Raw genomic sequence first — 16,497 nt, 5'->3', positions numbered from 1 at the left:
ATTTGCAGCATAGGACTTGTATGGACACCGCTCGTATGGCAAAGTCATACCCATGACTAGGGGAAAACGAACTCAATCACCGGAGCTGGAAGTTAGGCTCTTACGAGAAGGCATTATTGAATCCAAGCACCATGTTCAGGCTGCTGTCTGTGACAACAGAGGGCGACTTCTGTCTGTTGCTGGTAATGCAGAGACTGCTGTCTTTATCCGATCGGCCCTGAAACCTTTTCAGGCTCTGGCGGTAACCACAACAGGAACTTTGGAGCGATTTGCTCTCGCCGATAGAGATCTGGCTATTATTTGCAGTTCCCATAAGGGCAAAATCGAGCAGGTCCGCCAGGTCTTTAATGTCCTGTGGCACTGTGATGTGGACCCATCTGCGCTCCAATGTCCCACACCGGTTGGGAAACGCAGTCCATTGGAATACAACTGTTCGGGCAAACATGCTGGTATGTTGGCAGTTTGTCAGCAGCGAAACTGGCCTCTGAATTCCTATCTGCAGCGAAATCATCCGGTGCAACGCCTGATCCTCACTAAAGTGGCAGAGCTACTCAGAATGCCAGCAGAGGAAATTATTACGGCCCGCGATGATTGCGGTGCGCCAACCTATTTTCTGCAGTTGGGGCAAATCGCCTCCCTCTACGCCCAACTCTCTTCTGGGGACAGTCTGGATATGGAGCGGATTGCCCGCGCAATGACCAGCCATCCTGCTTTTATCTCAGGAGACGGGGAATTTGATACGGAGTTAATGCGGCTGACGGAAGGGGAGTTGGTAAGCAAGGCCGGGGCTGAAGGGATGCAGTGCATCGCTCGGGTGGGGGATGGTCTGGGTCTGGCGATTAAGGTGATCGATGGGGCAGCTCGCGCCAAGCATGCAGTTGCGATCCATCTTTTGAAGCAGATGGGCTGGATTAGTCCTTCGATTTCAGAGACGCTAACCGAAAGTTTCATGACTTTGAGCGGGTATAAGCGGTTGGAAGTCCTTGGCGAATTATCCCTGTTGTAATTTACTTGCAATTCCCTGAACTTGTTGTTACACTGGTAAAGCCGACGCGGGGTAGAGCAGTCTGGTAGCTCGTCGGGCTCATAACCCGAAGGTCCATGGTTCAAATCCATGCCCCGCCACCAATCCTAAAGTCCTGGAATTCTGATTTAAGAACTCCAGGACTTTAATTTTTAATTAGAGACGTTGCACAAAGTCTCTAATGCGGTACAGTGTTTGACTGAATTCTCATGCCTCAACCGTTTAATTGCAGGGCTTCCAGGCGGGCCAAGACTTCCTGACTGTGAATTGCTGGGTTGACCCCGGTAAACCGCTCCTGCAGAATACCTTCCGGATCAATCAGGAAACTGTGGCGCAGGGAAACAATTCCCAACCAGGACCCGTAAGCCTGGCTCACTTTCCCACCCCGATCGGACAGGAGGGGAAACTTCAACCCCTCAGAATCACAAAACTCCGTATGAGAATCAACAGAATCCGCACTCACCCCAATGATTTGAGTATTCTTCTCTAAATATTTTGGGAGATCCTGCTGAAATCTGCGGGCTTCCAGGGTGCAACCAGAGGTAAAATCCTTCGGATAGAAATAGAGCACGACCCATTTCCCACGATAATCTGCCAGGGAAATGCTACCGTCCCCTGTACTGCTTGGAAGTGTAAATGCTGGCGCAGGCTGGCCGATTTCAGGAAGTTTTCCCCCCAAAGCCAGGGCAGGGGCTGTAAACGAGATCACTGAAAAAAATACTAGAGCGCTAATGAGCAAGAATCTGAGAAAGTCTCGACGCAAAGTCATAACCAATCCCCCAGAAAAGCTTTACATAAGTTAATATAAACGGTTCAGGGGATTACTGCCCCTCATTTTGCGCCTCACCGCTGAAGCGTTCAGGTGTTGGGTAGAATGATTACTAGTCCAAAATTTGCACCTCCATGTTTGATGCCCTTTCTGAACGCCTAGAGTCCGCCTGGAAGAAGTTACGCGGCCAAGACAAAATTTCCGAGTCCAACATTCAAGAGGCTCTGAGAGAAGTTCGTCGGGCATTGCTCGAAGCAGATGTGAGCCTCCAGGTGGTGAAAGATTTTGTCGCCGAAGTGCAGACCAAGGCCCAGGGCGCAGAGGTCATTTCTGGAGTTCGCCCTGATCAGCAATTTATTAAGATTGTCCATGATGAGCTGGTGCGGCTGATGGGGGAGACTAATGTTCCCCTGGCTCAGATGGACCACGCTCCCACGATCGTGCTCATGGCCGGTCTCCAGGGAACCGGTAAAACAACCGCCACAGCAAAATTAGCCCTACATCTGCGGAAACAGAACCGCTCCACCTTGTTGGTGGCAACCGATGTGTACCGGCCAGCAGCGATCGATCAGTTGGTCACATTAGGTAAACAGATCAATGTCCCCGTCTTTGAACTGGGCAAGGATGTCAATCCTGTCGAGATTGCCCGGCAGGGTGTGGAACGGGCCAGAGCCGAAGGGGTGGATACGGTCATCATCGATACCGCCGGGCGTCTCCAGATCGACCAGGAGATGATGGCAGAACTGGCTCAGATCAAGCACACGGTCCAGCCCCATGAGGTTCTCCTAGTGGTGGATGCGATGACGGGCCAGGAAGCCGCCAATCTGACCCGAACTTTCCATGAGCAGATTGGCATTACCGGAGCAGTTCTGACCAAGATGGATGGGGACACGCGGGGCGGAGCAGCTCTCTCCGTAAGGCAGATTTCCGGGCAGCCGATCAAGTTTGTTGGGGTCGGAGAGAAAGTCGATGCTTTGCAGCCCTTCTATCCAGATCGAATGGCCTCCCGAATTCTAGGCATGGGCGATGTCCTGACTCTGGTGGAAAAAGCCCAGGAAGCCGTAGATCTGGCTGATGCCGAAAAACTACAGGAAAAAATCCTCACCGCCAAATTTGATTTCACAGATTTCCTGAAGCAAACTCGGTTGCTGAAAACTATGGGATCCCTGGGCGGCATCATGAAAATGCTCCCTGGTATGAACAAGTTGAGCGATGAGCAACTCCGTCAGGGAGAAGTGCAACTCAAACGAGCCGAGGCGATGATCGGTTCCATGACCGTTGAGGAGCGGAAAAACCCTGACCTCCTATCAGGGTCACCCAGCCGGCGACGACGGATTGCCAGGGGGTCTGGCTATGGTGAAACCGATGTGGGGAAGCTAGTCAGTGATTTTCAGAAAATGCGATCGTTGATGCAACAGATGGGGCAAGGACAATTCCCTGGGATGGGGGGCATGTTTGGTGGAATGGGGGGAAGCCCCTTCGGGGCCTCCCCTGGTGGACAGGCTCCCCCACCGGGCTGGCGAGGCTACTCCGGTGGGAATCCAAATGCCAAGAAAAAGAAGAAGGAAAAAAAGAAAAAAGGATTTGGCCATCTTTGAGGCAAAATCCTAGTCAGGCCTTTACAAAACCCCTTTACGAGGTGGTATCATGGTGTACTTGGCACGGATTTATTTTTAACTTCATTATCTGTCAACGTTACCGCGATTCATGATCAAACTGCGTCTAAAACGATACGGCAAGAAACGTCAGGCTAGCTACCGCATCGTAGCGGTGAACAGCACTTCACGGCGAGATGGTCGCCCTCTGGAAGAATTGGGCTTCTACAATCCCATCACAGAAGAAGTCCATCTAGAAATTCCTGCAATCCAGAAACGGCTCCAGCAGGGCGCTCAACCAACTGATACTGTGCGTCGTCTCCTCCAAAAAGCGAATGTCTCTGCACAAGCGTCCACATGACTTACCGGAAGAACGTAAGTCAGATCAGGAGATTAACTCTACTGCACAATCACAGTATGCAGTCCATCACTGTACCCAGCCCGACTATATCGGGCTGGTCGAGTTTTTAGTCAAACCTTTCCTGGAGTCTCCAGACTCCTTGAAGGTAGACTGTGAAACATCTTCTGGTAAGCCCAGAGTGTGGATTCGGTTGGCCTTTGAAAGTTCAGACAAGGGACGAGTGTTTGGTCGAGGTGGGCGAAATATTCAGGCTATTCGCACGGTTTTAGCAGCGGCAGCTCAGGCCGTAGGGCAATCGGCCTACCTGGATATCTACGGGTCCCAAAGTTTCGCCGTTGATGAAGACATAGATGGTGAATCTCGGCCAGAAAAATCTCAGTCCCGTCGTTCAACTGCTGGAAAACCAACAGTCCGGTCCCGGCATCGGCAAAGTGAGGTTTAGAGAATTCGTCTTGCAAGCCTAAGGAGGTGACACAGGGAGTGGCAGAAGTACGTCTGGGAGAAAATGAGTCGATCGAGTCAGCATTGAGACGGTTTAAGAAAAAGATTCAGAAAGCCGGAATTTTGTCTGAAGTAAAACGGCGTGAACGATATGAGAAACCCAGCCTCCGTCGGAAGCGCAAGGCTGAGGCTTCACGTAAACACCGTTATTAACAACCCACAGACCCTTTCAAATGATCAACTTGAGCAGAGACGTTTCATGCGACGTCTCTGCTGTTTCATGCTATCTCTCCCTGTAACCTCTCTCTACAACATCCAGATGGCAGATTAGACAACTGGAGAGATAGCATGACAGAATCAGATTGGTCACACATTTTATCTGAATGCCCCAAACCGTTTCCATTCCATTACCCAATTCCCAAAGCGCGATCGTCCTGGCAGGTTATCAGGAAGAGAATCTTAAGGTTCTCAGTCGGCAAACAGGGGCTGTGGTGGTTCTTCGAGGCCAGGAGCTGTTCATCTCCGGAGAAGCGGATCAGATTGCTCTTTGTAGGCAGTTGGTCAAATCCCTGGATTCTCTCTGGAGTCAGGGAAAGCCGATCGATCGAGCTGACATCTTAACGGCTCGTCAGGCCCTGGACACACAACGTCAGGATGACTTACAGAGCCTGCAGCGCGATATTCTGGCCCGAAATCGGCGGGGAGAAGAGATTCGGGCCAAAACCTTCCGCCAGCGACAATATATTAAGGCGGTCCAAACCCATGACCTTACTTTTTGCATCGGGCCTGCTGGAACAGGAAAAACTTTCCTGGCTGCTGTCCTGGCCGTACAGGCATTTCTGGCGAATCAATACGAGCGTCTGATTCTCACCCGTCCGGCGGTTGAAGCCGGTGAGAAGTTGGGGTTCTTGCCCGGCGACTTGCAACAGAAGGTCAATCCTTACCTGCGCCCCCTCTATGATGCCCTGTACGAATTTATTGAGCCGGAAAAAATCGCCAGTTTGATGGAACGAGGGGTGATCGAGGTGGCCCCGATCGCCTATATGCGGGGGCGGACCCTAAATAACGCCTTCATTATCCTGGATGAGGCTCAAAATACAACGCCAGCCCAAATGAAAATGCTTCTGACTCGCCTGGGCTTCCGTTCTCGCATGGTGGTGACGGGCGACCTGACCCAGACTGATCTGGCCCCTCAACAATCTTCTGGTTTGGCAGTGGCTCAGAAAATTCTGCACCATGTTGAAGGCATCGCCTTCTGCAATCTGACCCAGGTTGATGTCGTTCGTCATCCGCTAGTGCAACGAATTGTAGCGGCGTATGAGCATCAGGACACCCCCTAAATTATCTAGATCCCCTGACAAATAAAGAATCTAGCAGGCGATCCTGAGAGGACAAATATCCCAGTTTTTGCTTCCAGGATAACCCTCCTGATGGAGGGCAAAATCAGAATTCATGGATTAGAATGAAAGAGATGTAAAGATTTATTTCGATAAACTTTACTTTTGTGCCGTTATGATTACCTCAATTTTCTGTGAGGACCGAAGTTGTGACGTTATTGCTGCGAAATGCTCAAACCACAGACGAATCGCTGATTATCGAATTCTTCCGGAAATCGGAAGGAGATTGGCGATCGGAGCGACGATATTACACCCTTCCAGATGGCGAGACTCAGGAGCTGGTCACCTTCATCACCAGCCAATTTCTGGAGCAGGGCAGCCAGGAACTGATGCAACTGGCCCAATTGCATGAGCTCCCTGACAGCATCTCCCTGATTTGTGGGACGATGGTGACCTGGGAAAGTAAGGACGCTGCATCCGGTCGGAAGAAATCCAGGGGGTCCACAGTATTTGGGGCCAGAGGGGGCATACTGTATCGCGATCGAGGCTTTGCAACCCTGAAGCCTGTGACTGCAGACTATGGCTTCCCCAACCCCCAAACCCTTTGCCTCCGGACTGAATATGATGGCTCTGTCTTCGAAGAAGAGTTGAAACTGATCGGACACCAGTACCGCACTCGTCAGACCATCATCTCCAGAGCTGGAGAACAGCAGATGATCGGCCAGTACCTGGAAAAGCGAGTCCCCCAGGCCTAGAGGCCCGATCAGTAGTGGGTACCCGACTTGCGGTGATGGACAGCCGTGACCCCAGCAGGCTGGAGCACTTTACCACTGTCAAGGGTGGCATAAACCAGCCAGTGATCACCGCACTCCATCCGGCTTTCAACCCGACAGTGCAGATAAGCTAGAGCTTCCTGCAGAATTGGGAGATGATCAGCAGTCTGTTCAACCACAACACCGGCAAAGCGATCTTCGGCAGGCTGGAAAGGTTTCAGGAAATGCTTCATCAAGCCCAGATGATTTCCCTCTGCCAGGATGTTCAGCACGAAGTTGCTACCCGAATACATCAGGGACTCGATCGCCCGGTCTTTCGCTACTGCGATCGTCAAACCAGGAGGGTTAAAAGTCGCCTGGGACACCCAGGAGGCCAGCATGGCACTGGAAACATCCCCCTGTTTTGCCGTAACCACACAGAGGGAACCCACTACTCGACCGATCGCCTGTTCCACACTGCTGGCGGGTTGCCGGGGTTCCCGTACTTTTTTGGCCTTCTTCAGGGCCTGGGCAAAGTCCGTTCCCGCTTCTTCACAAAGTTTGAGCGTGACATCCGTCGGCTTGAATTTGACCCTGATCGTTTCAAACCCCAAGCTATACCCTGCATCCCGCAGTTTGCCTTCGATCAAGTCGATCGCTTCTCCACTCCAGCCAAAGGAGCCAAACACACCGGCTGGCTTACTTTTAGCCGCAGTAGATAGCACGATGCCCAGAGCTGTTTGCACAGGGGTAGGAGCATGCCCACCCAGGGTCGGGGAACCCATAATGAAACCAGCACAATTTTCCAGCGCCGTCTGAATCTCATCAGCCGGGGTAATTTCACAGTTGATAGATTCCACAGCAACCCCAGCCTTTGTGATGCCCCGGGCGATCGCCTGGGCCAGCGTCGCCGTATTCCCGTAAGCCGAGGCATAGATCAGAGCGACAGACAACTCTTGCCCCCGTTGCTGCTGGCTCCACTTCTGGTAGGACTGAAACAGCTCGATCAACCCGTACCGAACCAGAGACCCATGGTTGGGTGCAAAGACCAGAGCGGAAGGGTTGTCAATTTCTTGCCCCATTTGGGCAACGATAAGTGCGGCAATTTTGTCCAGGGCAGACTCCACCTGACGAGCATGGGGAGCCATGAGGCAATCATAGTAGTAGCGTCGGTCTTCCCGCAGAATAGACCAGCCTTCATCAAACACCTGATCGCCACAGACATGACAGCCAAAGAACTTGTCTGAAAACAGAATCTGGGTCTGGGGGTCGTAGGTGCAAAGGCCATCAGGCCAGCGGGGGGTAGGCACAGGAATGAACTTTAAGAGGTGCCCCTGCCCCAGATCCAGGGTCTCATCTCCCCGCATCACCAGAAGCTTCAATTCATAGTCGGGCAGGGCGTTGCGGAGAGCGATCGCCGCTGGATTCGAGCAGATAAAAGTGACATCTGCCAGTTCCAGCAGGGCTTTCAGTGTCACAGCCCGATTCGGATTGACATGACCCAGGATGACATAATCCAGTTGCTTGGGATCGAAGCGTTTCTGCAACTCGGTCAGGTAAATTTCGGTGAAGCTTTCGCCAGGAGGGTCAATTAACGCCGTTTTATCCCCCCGAATCACATAAGAATTGGCAGTTGTGCCCCGCTCCAGGGCATACTCAATTTCAAAGCGGAGACGGTTCCAACTGCGAGATCTTAAAGCAGTCGTATCGGGCGCGATCGGATAAACCTGAACATCCCTGGGTTTGGTCTGTTGCATAGGTCGGATTAATTTAATTGGGAAATATGGCAGAATCGTCGATTTTGGGATTAGGGCGCATGGGATAGCCCAAGCAAAGGGCATAATTTCCTATTGTCGGATAAGGGGGAACGGTTTAGCGATCGGGATTCACAGATTGCCACACAGCTAACAGATCTTCTCGGAAAACATCTTCCCAGGACGGCCAGTAGATTTCCAGTGCCCGACGGGCTTCCCGTCCCATGGCCAGCCGTTTTTGGGGGTCTACCAGGAACGGCAGGAGAGCCTGAGCCCAGGCTTCTGGACTGGATTCCCGCACTAGAACACCATCTATATCCGGTTGTCGAACAAACTGGGCTCCCCCATCCCTGGCAGAGACAAAGACGGGCAAACCAGAGGCTCTGGCCTCCAGAACGACATTGGGAGAAACTTCACTTTCCGAGGGAAAGACAAATAGATCAGCACTGGCATAGATCCAGCTCAATTCCGTCTGGGGCAGATTGCCTGGAAGCGTAACCTGCGGTCCCAAAACCCGGCGGACTCGCTCTCCGGCTGAGCCTTCTCCCACCACCAGAACCTGCAGGGGCTGACCGGCCTGCCACAAGGCTTGGGCAGATTCAGCCAGGGTCATCACTTTTTTGCTGTCATCCACCCGGCCCACAAACAACAGGACAGGCATCTCTGACGGAATCCCAAAGGTGGCCTGCAGCCGATCGCGATCGCGATGTTTGGGATGGAACCGTTCCTTGTCAATGCCTCGTCGTAAGGAAGAGAGACGATCTTCGGACAATAATCCCTGCAAGAGTTCTCGGTCCTCTGGCTGGGACACCAGCACCCGATCACAATCCCGCAGCAGTCTGCGCCACTGACGGCGCATATCCTCCGCCAGCCAGTTTTGCAGATGCAGTCGATCGAACAGTAGGCCATAAAGCCAGCCCTGCCCCACAAAGCGGCCAATAATCTCCTGGGAATAAATTCGGGTAAATGTAGGGAGGTCAGTGTGGATGGAACTGATCAGGGGGATGTGGTATCTGTGGGCAACTCGATGGGCCGTGCGGGAACTGGTGAAGGCACTGGTGAAATGCAGAACCTGGTGACGGCGCAGTAGCTGAGCTAGGCGGGGATTGAAGGGAGCCAGATCCGTATCCCGAGATCGCTCCTGCAGGAAGGGAATTCGGTTCGTCCCCAGAACTGGGGGCAGGATCTGATAGCGCACATGGGGGGCGATCGTCACCGTCGTAGCTTTGACTCCCAGATAGTAAACCGTCAGGTCAACCCCATCCCCACAGGCCACAGCAGCCTCGGCAAAGCGTTCCCAGCATTTGACATGGCCACCCGCATGGGAACCCCATTCCAGATCCACCACGACCCCAACCGATAATGGGTGTGTCATTGGGCCTCCAGCCATGCCTGAAACATCAACACATTCCACAGATGGGATTTCCAGTTGTAGGTTCCGGCCAGATGTTCGGTCCATTTCTGGCGTACTCTTTGGGGGCAGAGAAAGCCTTCCTGGTGCAATCGCTGCTCGCTGAGTTGGGCCTCGGCCCAGTCTCGCAAGTCTCCCTGGCGCAACCACCGCCCCACGGGAACACTGAACCCCATTTTAGGCCGATCGATCAAAGCCGGTGGGACATAGCGGTAGAGAACCTGACGCAACAGCCATTTGCCTCGATTTTGCCGAACTTTCATCGCCATTGGTAGCTTCCAAGCCAGCTCAATCACCCGATGATCCAGCAATGGGGCACGGGCCTCCAGACTGACCCCCATGGTGGCCCGGTCTACCTTAACCAGAATGTCATCTGGCAGTTCAATCATCTGGTCCGCATACATCATGGCCGGGAACACCTGCCCCATCTTTGGCCAGTTTGTCACCGAATTGTAGAGGGTCGTCGGTTCCATCCCACCAATGACCAGAGTGGCCGGGTCCTGCCACTGGGACAGTAGATGCAGGTAAAGACCGATCGCCTCTGGAGTCGAAAGAGCCGCTGCCAGCCGATACACATTATCACCGGGCGAGAAATAGGGAGAAGGCAGGTGCAGGGCAGAAAACAGGGCATTCCAGCGATCGGGAGGCAGGGCTCTGAGAACACGGGCTATTAGATGTCGCAAGGGATAGGGGATGCGACGAATCACCCGCCAGATCCGATCGCCCCAGAAGTATTGGGCATAGCCTCCGAAGATCTCATCGCCCCCATCCCCAGACAGGCTGACCGTCACCTGCTGCCTTGCCAATTGAGCGACCAGAAAGGTAGGAATCTGGGAAGCATCGGCAAAGGGTTCGTCGTACAAAACAGGTAATTTTGGAATCACCCCAATACTCTCTGCCGGGGTGACATAGAGTTCCGCATGATCACAGCCCAGATGCTGCGCCACAGCCTTGGCATGGTCGGCTTCGTTATAGGTCGCTTCCCGAAAGCCGATCGTAAACGTCTTCACTGGCTGACCGCTCTGGGCCTGCATCAGGGCCACGATCGTTGAGGAATCGATGCCCCCTGAGAGAAAAGCCCCCAGCGGCACATCCGCCACCATCTGTTGGCTGACCGCATGGCGCAGCAGACTGTCCAGTTCAGTAATGGCCTCTGAGTCATTCCCTCCAAAGGGGTGAGCCAGCCCAGTAGTCACGCAGTCTCGCACCGACCAGTAAGACACCGGAGCCACTGCCGATGATGGACTACTCAGAGTAAGCAGCGTTCCTGGCAACAGCTTGTGCATCCCCTGGTAAATGCAGTAGGGAGCCGGAATATAGTTGTGGCGCAGAAACAGGGCCAGGGCATTGCGATCGATTTCCCCCTGCCAATCTGGGTGAGCTTTTAAGGCTTTCAACTCGGAGGCGAACAAAAAGGTGTGGCCGATCCAGCCATAATAAAGAGGCTTTTCCCCCAGACGATCGCGGCCCAGATAAAGTTGATGTTCCTGCCGATCCCAGAGGGCGAAGGCAAACATGCCAATAAATTTTTGGAGTGACCCTTCTACCCCCCACTGGCTGAAACTGGCCAGCATCACCTCCGTGTCTGAGTGGCCCCGAAACGGGTGTCCCAGAGATTTCAACTGTTGCCGCAGGTCCAGAAAGTTATAGATCTCGCCATTGAAAACCATGACATAGCGATCGTGGGCCGATCGCATGGGCTGATGGCCTTCTGGGGACAGATCAACGATCGCCAGTCGGCGATGGCCCAGGGCGATGCCCGTGGCGGCATCGGTCCACAGGCCGCTGCCATCCGGTCCCCGGTGGATCAAAGTAGCAGCCATCTGCCGGGTGACATTGCCCAGCCATTCATCGGGGTGCGATCGGGAGAAGTCCCAAAAACCAGTAATTCCACACATGGGCAACTCCTCTATGGGCACTGAGCATAGGTTAGCTCGATTTGGCCGTAGTTGAGTTTGATCACCCGATCGCCGACTTTGAAGTACTGATCGTCATGGCTGATCACCAGCACGGTCTTACCTCGATTGCGCAATTCCTGGAGGAACTGGGTATAGAAGATTTCTTTGAAGGCCGGGTCCTGATCAGCGGCCCATTCGTCAAACAGGTAGATCGGGCGATCCTCCAGGTAAGCGGTCAGCAAGGTCAGACGTTTGCGCTGTCCCTGGGAGAGAGCAGTGGTAGAGAAACGACCCTGGGCAATTTCAACTTTTTGATTCAGTTGTAATTTTTCCAGATACCGCTGGGCCTGGGTATCCAGACCGGGATGATCGATGCCCATCAGCCGATCGAACAGGTAGAAATCCGAAAACACCACCGAAAAATGCTGGCGATACCACTCGCGGTTCTCGGTCGTAATCTGCTGATCGTCCAGGTAAATTTCTCCGACATCGGGGGAATATAATCCGGTGATCAGCTTTGCCAGGGTAGACTTACCACTGCCATTGCCCCCAACAATGAAGACCAACTCACCTGGATGGAAAGTCAGGTCGATCGGTCCCAGGGTAAATTCCCGGTCCTCTAGCTCTCGATGATAGGTGTGGGTAACCCCTTTCAGCGACAGGTTTTGCCAGTCGGCCTTGACGGCAGGTGGTGGAACCGTGACCTCGGCTCGACTCTCCAGAGACAGGCCCAGGGACTCAATTTTACGGAGGGAAATCCCAGCTTTACTGAGAATCGGCAATCGATTCACCAGGTTATCCATGGGCAGCATCAGAAAAGTGAAGGTCAGGATATAGCTGGAGATCGTGGGGGAGGCCACCTGGACCAGATTGGGTAAGGCGAACAGGACGAATCCAGCCGCAAAAAAGAACAGCAGTCTGCCCCAACTGGCAGTTCCGGCAAAGTAGGTCAATCCCAGAATATTGTGCTGCCGATAGATAGCGGCTGTGGTTTCCAGGTCTTCCGTCAGAAAGGACTGCCGCCGCTGGTAGTTCAGCTTCAGTTCCTTCACCCCATCGGTGACTGTCCGCAGATGAGCAAACAGGTGATCCTGATCGTCCCTGGCCAGGGCCAGTTTACGGCTCCCCCGATCGATCAGCACCTGACAACTGCCAATTGCCACCAGCATAAACCCACAGACCAGCAGCAACACCGTCCAGGACAGCAGGGTGATATAGATCAGAGATCCCAGGACGATCGCCAGGTCGATACAGAGAAAGGGAATCGCAAAAACCGCATCGGAAACAGCCTGCACATCCTCAGTGAGCGTCGCCAGCAGCCGAGGGGTTTTCAACACTTCCAACTGGCTCAGTTCAGCACCCAGAATTTGCCGGCTCAGGCGCAATCGCAATTGGAAAATCGCATTTTGGGAGAGGCGAATCAACATCAACTGGGAGACGATGCTGGTGACCAGAGACACGATCGCCAACCCGATAAAGGCCCAGGCCAGGGTAGGCATCGCTATTACCCCTCGCTGATTCAGGGCGTGGCTGATCAGGGCAATCAGACCGGCTGTGCTGCCACCACTAATAAATCCAGTGATGAGGGCGATCACCACCGTCATCCCAGAGGACTGTAAAAGAAAAGTAAGCAATTTCATGAGGATTCATTGTAGACCCTGGTGTTCTGCAATCCTCATTTTCCTGAGATCGATCGGCGATCGCCCTGGCTCACCCTGCGACCAGGTCGTTTGTTAGGCTTGCTTTATCAGAATTATTGAAGAACAGGAATTGATTCCGAATTTGATTCACAATCCTAGAGAGGCGTAAAACGTGAGGAGGAGCCATTATGGTTCAACCACAGGTGGGACACCCGCTGAGTTTTAACGACTTTTTAGAGTGGTATCCCGACAATGGCCGCCGCTATGAACTGATTGAGGGGGTTGTGGTTGAAATGGTACCCACAGGACCTCATGAAGATGTCGGTGGATTTCTGGCCGCAGAACTAAACCTCGAAATTCGGCGCAACCAGTTGCCCTATTCAATTCCTCGAACCTGCCTAATCAAACCCCAGGCAGAAGGATCGGGCTATGTGCCAGACGTGGTGGTGCTGAATCGGGAGTTATTGCAGCAGGAACCCCTCTGGCCAAAGGCTTCGGTCATTCAGAATGGCGCAACTGTTCCCCTGGTGATTGAGGTCGTCAGCACCAACTGGCGGGATGATTATGGTCATAAGCTGGTGGAATACGAGGCCATGGGCATTGCCGAATATTGGCTGGTTGATTTTCGGGCTTTGGGTGCGGTACGCCATGTGGGTAACCCGAAACAACCGACGATTACAATCTGCCAGCTTGAGGATAATGAGTATCAAATGCGGCGATTTGTGACTGGAGACGCCTTGATTTCTGGCATGTTTCCAAATTTGAATTTGACCACTGATGCCGTATTTGCCGCTGCAGGTTAACGGGAGCGATCGCTGTTCTATCTCTGGCGGAGCTTCAACGTACCTCTAGCACAAACCCTGGCAACACTGCCTCCCCGGAAAGGGAGATTGGCATCGCCACCACCTCTACAGCCTGTCCTGCCCGATAAATTTCTACCCGCTGATCCTGCCGATTGATCAACCAGCCCAACTGCAACCCACAGGCAAGGTATTCCCGCATCTTGTCCTGCAATGGCTTTAGACGATCGCTGCGAGAGCGCAACTCAATCACAAAATCGGGGCAGATCGGTGGAAATCCTTCCCGGTCCTCCTGGCCCAACTTCTGCCAGCGCTCCAACCGGACCCAGGCAACATCCGGTGAACGATCGCCCCCTCCTGGTAAACTAAACACCGTCTGAGAGCTAAACACCATCCCCAATCCAGTGCCTTCATTCCAGATTCCAACTTTGAGGATCAAATGCGCTTCCTGATTGCTACCCTCTCCACCTATGGGGGTCATGATAATTAAGTCTCCCGTGGGCGATCGTTCCATGGGCACATCCGGATTTGCCAGACATAACTGATAAAATTGCTGCCGTGTCAGGGTCGTAATTGGCGCTAAGTTCAAGATAGTCCCCATTCTCTCCTTCCCTCTGGCTATAACATCCAGATCTGCTCCTCTGCCCTAAGCTGCTCCTACCAAACCGGCCAGCCGCTTCATCACTTGCAGCACAACCCCCAGATCACCCTCATTCAACTTGACCGTATTTTCCAGCAGCGATCGGCGGGCCAGGTTTTCATAGGCCAGACGCACCCGCTCGAGGCGCTGTTGTTCGGTTTCCGATAGTGGTTGCAGATCCGTCTGCCATTCCCGAAAAAAGCCTTCATCCTCCACCTGTAACAAGCCAAAGCGTTGCTCCAGATCGTAAAGTGTGGCTTTCTCTGTTGAAACGGTTTGCACGTTCTAGCCTCTATTAGCGCAGCAAATACAGAACATTAGTATCATACATCTTTAGATAGCTTGAGTGACCGGCAGAGCAGTGATACCCTGATCAAAAACCCCTGGTGTGAGGCAAGATGACGGCAGTACTCAACGGTAAGGTGAAGGATCAGGAGTTTATTCAACCGGTTCCAGAAAGCACGATCGGCAGAGTTCACTACCAGCCCCGCCATCATCGGCGGATACTCTGCGTCTTCCCCAAGTACAGCAAATCTTTCGGCACCTTCCACTACGCCTATCCCTTGATGGCCCATGTGCGGGCCTTCATGCCCCCTCAGGGCATTCTGATTGTGGCCGCGTACTTGCCCAAAGAGTGGGAGGTGCGCTTTATAGACGAGAACATTAAACCAGCAGCCCCCTCTGACTACCAATGGGCAGATGCGGTGATTGTCAGCGGCATGCACATTCAGCGGCCCCAAATCAATGAGATCAACGAAAAGGCCCACTGCTGCGGCAAGCTGACGATCGTCGGTGGTCCTTCCGTCTCCGGTTGCCCCGAATATTACCCAGACTTCGATCTCCTGCACCTGGGGGAACTGGGAGACGCCACCGATCGCATGATCGAGTACATCGATCTGAATGGCCAGCGGCCAGAACAGCAGATCCGCTTCGAGACCAAGGAACGGCTGCCCCTGCGAGAGTTTCCCACCCCAGCCTATGACAAGCTGGATCTGGGGCAGTACTTTCTGGCCAATGTCCAGTTTTCCAGTGGTTGCCCCTACCGCTGTGAGTTCTGCGATATTCCCGAACTGTATGGCCGGGACCCCAGATTGAAGACTCCCGAACAGGTGCTGCGGGAACTAGATGCCATGCTGGAGTCGGGCAATCCAGGAGCCGTGTACTTTGTAGATGACAACTTTGTCGGCGATCGACGGGCCGTTTCCGAACTTCTGCCCCACCTGATCAACTGGCAGAAGGCAAATGGCTATCCGGTGCAGTTTGCCTGTGAGGCCACCCTGAACCTGGCCCAGAGCCCGAAACTACTGGAGATGATGCGGGAAGCCTACTTCTGTACCGTGTTCTGTGGCATTGAAACCCCCGAAACCGATGCCCTCAAATCCATCTCCAAAGACCACAATTTGAGTCTGCCGATCCTGGAAGGGATTCAGCGCTTGAACAGCTACGGTATGGAAGTGGTGTCGGGCATTATTCTGGGGTTGGATACGGATACGCCAGAGACGGGCGATCGCATCCTGGACTTTATTCGCCTGTCCCAGATTCCGATGCTGACGATTAACCTGCTGCATGCCCTGCCCAAGACTCCCCTGTGGCGGAGATTAGAACAGGAAGGGCGGTTAAATTCTGGAGCAGGCCGGGAATCGAACGTGGAGTTTCTCCTGCCCTACCATCAGGTGGTGGACATGTGGCGACGCTGCATCACCACCGCCTATGAGCCGGAATTCCTCTATCAGCGCTTTGCCTACCAGATGGAGCATACTTACCCGAATCGGATCGCCGTTCCCAACAGCCCAGCCCGGACTTCTGGCGAGAATATCCGCAAAGGGCTGACAATTATGGGGAATATTCTGCTCCGGGTCGGAATTTTTGGCAGTTACCGCAAAACCTTCTGGAGCATGGCCAAACCCGCCTTGAAACGGGGGGATATCGAAAGCCTGATCCATGTGGGTCTGGTAGGGCATCACCTGATTGAGTTTGCCAAGGAATGCCATCGAGGTGAAGAATCAGCTTCGTTCTACTCTCAGAAATTACGGGAAAAGCGGCCCACTGAAATCGAAGCCTCTGTTCTCTAAGGA

Annotated in this window: 16 protein-coding genes and 1 tRNA gene; 10 read left to right on the top strand and 7 right to left on the bottom strand. The window is 53.4% G+C overall.

Annotated elements, in window-relative coordinates; all coding sequences use genetic code 11:
• Window positions 1-52: 52 nt before the first annotated feature.
• Both BST81_RS00720 and BST81_RS00715 read left to right on the top strand, forming a co-directional pair.
• Window positions 53-1,006 (top strand): asparaginase, encoded by a 954-nt coding sequence (locus BST81_RS00720; protein ID WP_075596621.1) that lies wholly within the window; start codon window positions 53-55, stop codon window positions 1,004-1,006.
• Window positions 1,007-1,051: 45 nt separating this feature from the next.
• Window positions 1,052-1,128 (top strand) — tRNA-Met (locus BST81_RS00715).
• A 110-nt stretch (window positions 1,129-1,238) separates the two neighbouring features.
• Here BST81_RS00715 and BST81_RS00710 read toward each other — a convergent pair.
• The gene (locus BST81_RS00710; protein WP_075596620.1) at window positions 1,239-1,793 is read right to left on the bottom strand and encodes a peroxiredoxin; all 555 of its coding nucleotides are present in this window, start codon (window positions 1,791-1,793) and stop codon (window positions 1,239-1,241) included.
• 134 nt (window positions 1,794-1,927) lie between these two features.
• Between BST81_RS00710 and ffh the strand changes: the two genes are divergently transcribed.
• The 6 genes from ffh (at window position 1,928) to BST81_RS00680 (ending at window position 6,282) form a co-directional block, all read left to right on the top strand.
• Window positions 1,928-3,391 carry a signal recognition particle protein gene (gene ffh, locus BST81_RS00705; protein WP_075596619.1) on the top strand — a complete coding sequence of 488 codons (1,464 nt, stop codon included), beginning with the start codon at window positions 1,928-1,930 and terminating at the stop codon, window positions 3,389-3,391.
• Between the two features lie 109 nt (window positions 3,392-3,500).
• On the top strand, window positions 3,501-3,749 hold the full coding sequence (gene rpsP / locus BST81_RS00700) for a 30S ribosomal protein S16 (protein WP_075596618.1): 249 nt from the start codon (window positions 3,501-3,503) through the stop codon (window positions 3,747-3,749).
• The gene (locus BST81_RS00695) at window positions 3,724-4,191 is read left to right on the top strand and encodes a KH domain-containing protein (protein WP_083636532.1); all 468 of its coding nucleotides are present in this window, start codon (window positions 3,724-3,726) and stop codon (window positions 4,189-4,191) included. Before rpsP ends, BST81_RS00695 begins: the two co-directional genes overlap by 26 nt.
• A 38-nt stretch (window positions 4,192-4,229) precedes the next feature.
• A complete protein-coding gene (gene rpsU, locus BST81_RS00690) occupies window positions 4,230-4,403 on the top strand; it encodes a 30S ribosomal protein S21 (RefSeq protein WP_075596739.1) in 174 nt (57 codons plus the stop codon).
• 170 nt (window positions 4,404-4,573) lie between these two features.
• A complete protein-coding gene (locus BST81_RS00685) occupies window positions 4,574-5,530 on the top strand; it encodes a PhoH family protein (RefSeq protein WP_075596617.1) in 957 nt (318 codons plus the stop codon).
• Window positions 5,531-5,736: 206 nt separating this feature from the next.
• Window positions 5,737-6,282 (top strand): phycobiliprotein lyase, encoded by a 546-nt coding sequence (locus BST81_RS00680; RefSeq protein WP_075596616.1) that lies wholly within the window; start codon window positions 5,737-5,739, stop codon window positions 6,280-6,282.
• Between the two features lie 8 nt (window positions 6,283-6,290).
• Here the strand turns inward: BST81_RS00680 and BST81_RS00675 are convergent, their stop codons facing one another.
• The 4 genes from BST81_RS00675 to BST81_RS00660 form a co-directional block, all read right to left on the bottom strand.
• Window positions 6,291-8,036 carry a diflavin flavoprotein gene (locus BST81_RS00675; RefSeq protein WP_075596615.1) on the bottom strand — a complete coding sequence of 582 codons (1,746 nt, stop codon included), beginning with the start codon at window positions 8,034-8,036 and terminating at the stop codon, window positions 6,291-6,293.
• A gap of 115 nt (window positions 8,037-8,151) precedes the next feature.
• Complete coding sequence (locus tag BST81_RS27270; protein WP_075596614.1) at window positions 8,152-9,408, bottom strand: glycosyltransferase; 1,257 nt, start codon at window positions 9,406-9,408, stop codon at window positions 8,152-8,154.
• Window positions 9,405-11,342 carry an asparagine synthase (glutamine-hydrolyzing) gene (gene asnB, locus BST81_RS00665; RefSeq protein ID WP_075596613.1) on the bottom strand — a complete coding sequence of 646 codons (1,938 nt, stop codon included), beginning with the start codon at window positions 11,340-11,342 and terminating at the stop codon, window positions 9,405-9,407. Before asnB ends, BST81_RS27270 begins: the two co-directional genes overlap by 4 nt.
• 11 nt (window positions 11,343-11,353) lie before the next feature.
• A complete protein-coding gene (locus BST81_RS00660) occupies window positions 11,354-12,982 on the bottom strand; it encodes a cyclic peptide export ABC transporter (RefSeq protein WP_075596612.1) in 1,629 nt (542 codons plus the stop codon).
• 188 nt (window positions 12,983-13,170) lie between these two features.
• On the opposite strand from BST81_RS00660, the gene BST81_RS00655 reads away from it, so the two are divergent.
• Window positions 13,171-13,785 (top strand): Uma2 family endonuclease, encoded by a 615-nt coding sequence (locus tag BST81_RS00655; RefSeq protein WP_075596611.1) that lies wholly within the window; start codon window positions 13,171-13,173, stop codon window positions 13,783-13,785.
• A 34-nt stretch (window positions 13,786-13,819) separates the two neighbouring features.
• Here BST81_RS00655 and BST81_RS00650 read toward each other — a convergent pair whose 3' ends face one another.
• Together BST81_RS00650 and BST81_RS00645 are read right to left on the bottom strand one after the other, a co-directional pair.
• Window positions 13,820-14,383: a Uma2 family endonuclease gene (locus BST81_RS00650; RefSeq protein ID WP_075596610.1), complete on the bottom strand. Its 564-nt coding sequence runs from the start codon at window positions 14,381-14,383 to the stop codon at window positions 13,820-13,822.
• 45 nt (window positions 14,384-14,428) lie between these two features.
• Window positions 14,429-14,704, bottom strand: coding sequence for a hypothetical protein (locus tag BST81_RS00645; RefSeq protein ID WP_075596609.1), 276 nt, complete (start codon window positions 14,702-14,704; stop codon window positions 14,429-14,431).
• A gap of 116 nt (window positions 14,705-14,820) precedes the next feature.
• Here BST81_RS00645 and BST81_RS00640 point away from each other — a divergent pair, with 116 nt between their 5' ends.
• Entirely contained in the window at window positions 14,821-16,494 is a 1,674-nt protein-coding gene (locus tag BST81_RS00640; protein WP_083636530.1) for a B12-binding domain-containing radical SAM protein, read from the top strand.
• Window positions 16,495-16,497: the final 3 nt, after the last annotated feature.

It is taken from the genome of Leptolyngbya sp. 'hensonii' (assembly GCF_001939115.1).
In the GTDB taxonomy this organism is placed as follows: domain Bacteria; phylum Cyanobacteriota; class Cyanobacteriia.
This window is presented reverse-complemented; position numbering and strand designations above follow the sequence as displayed.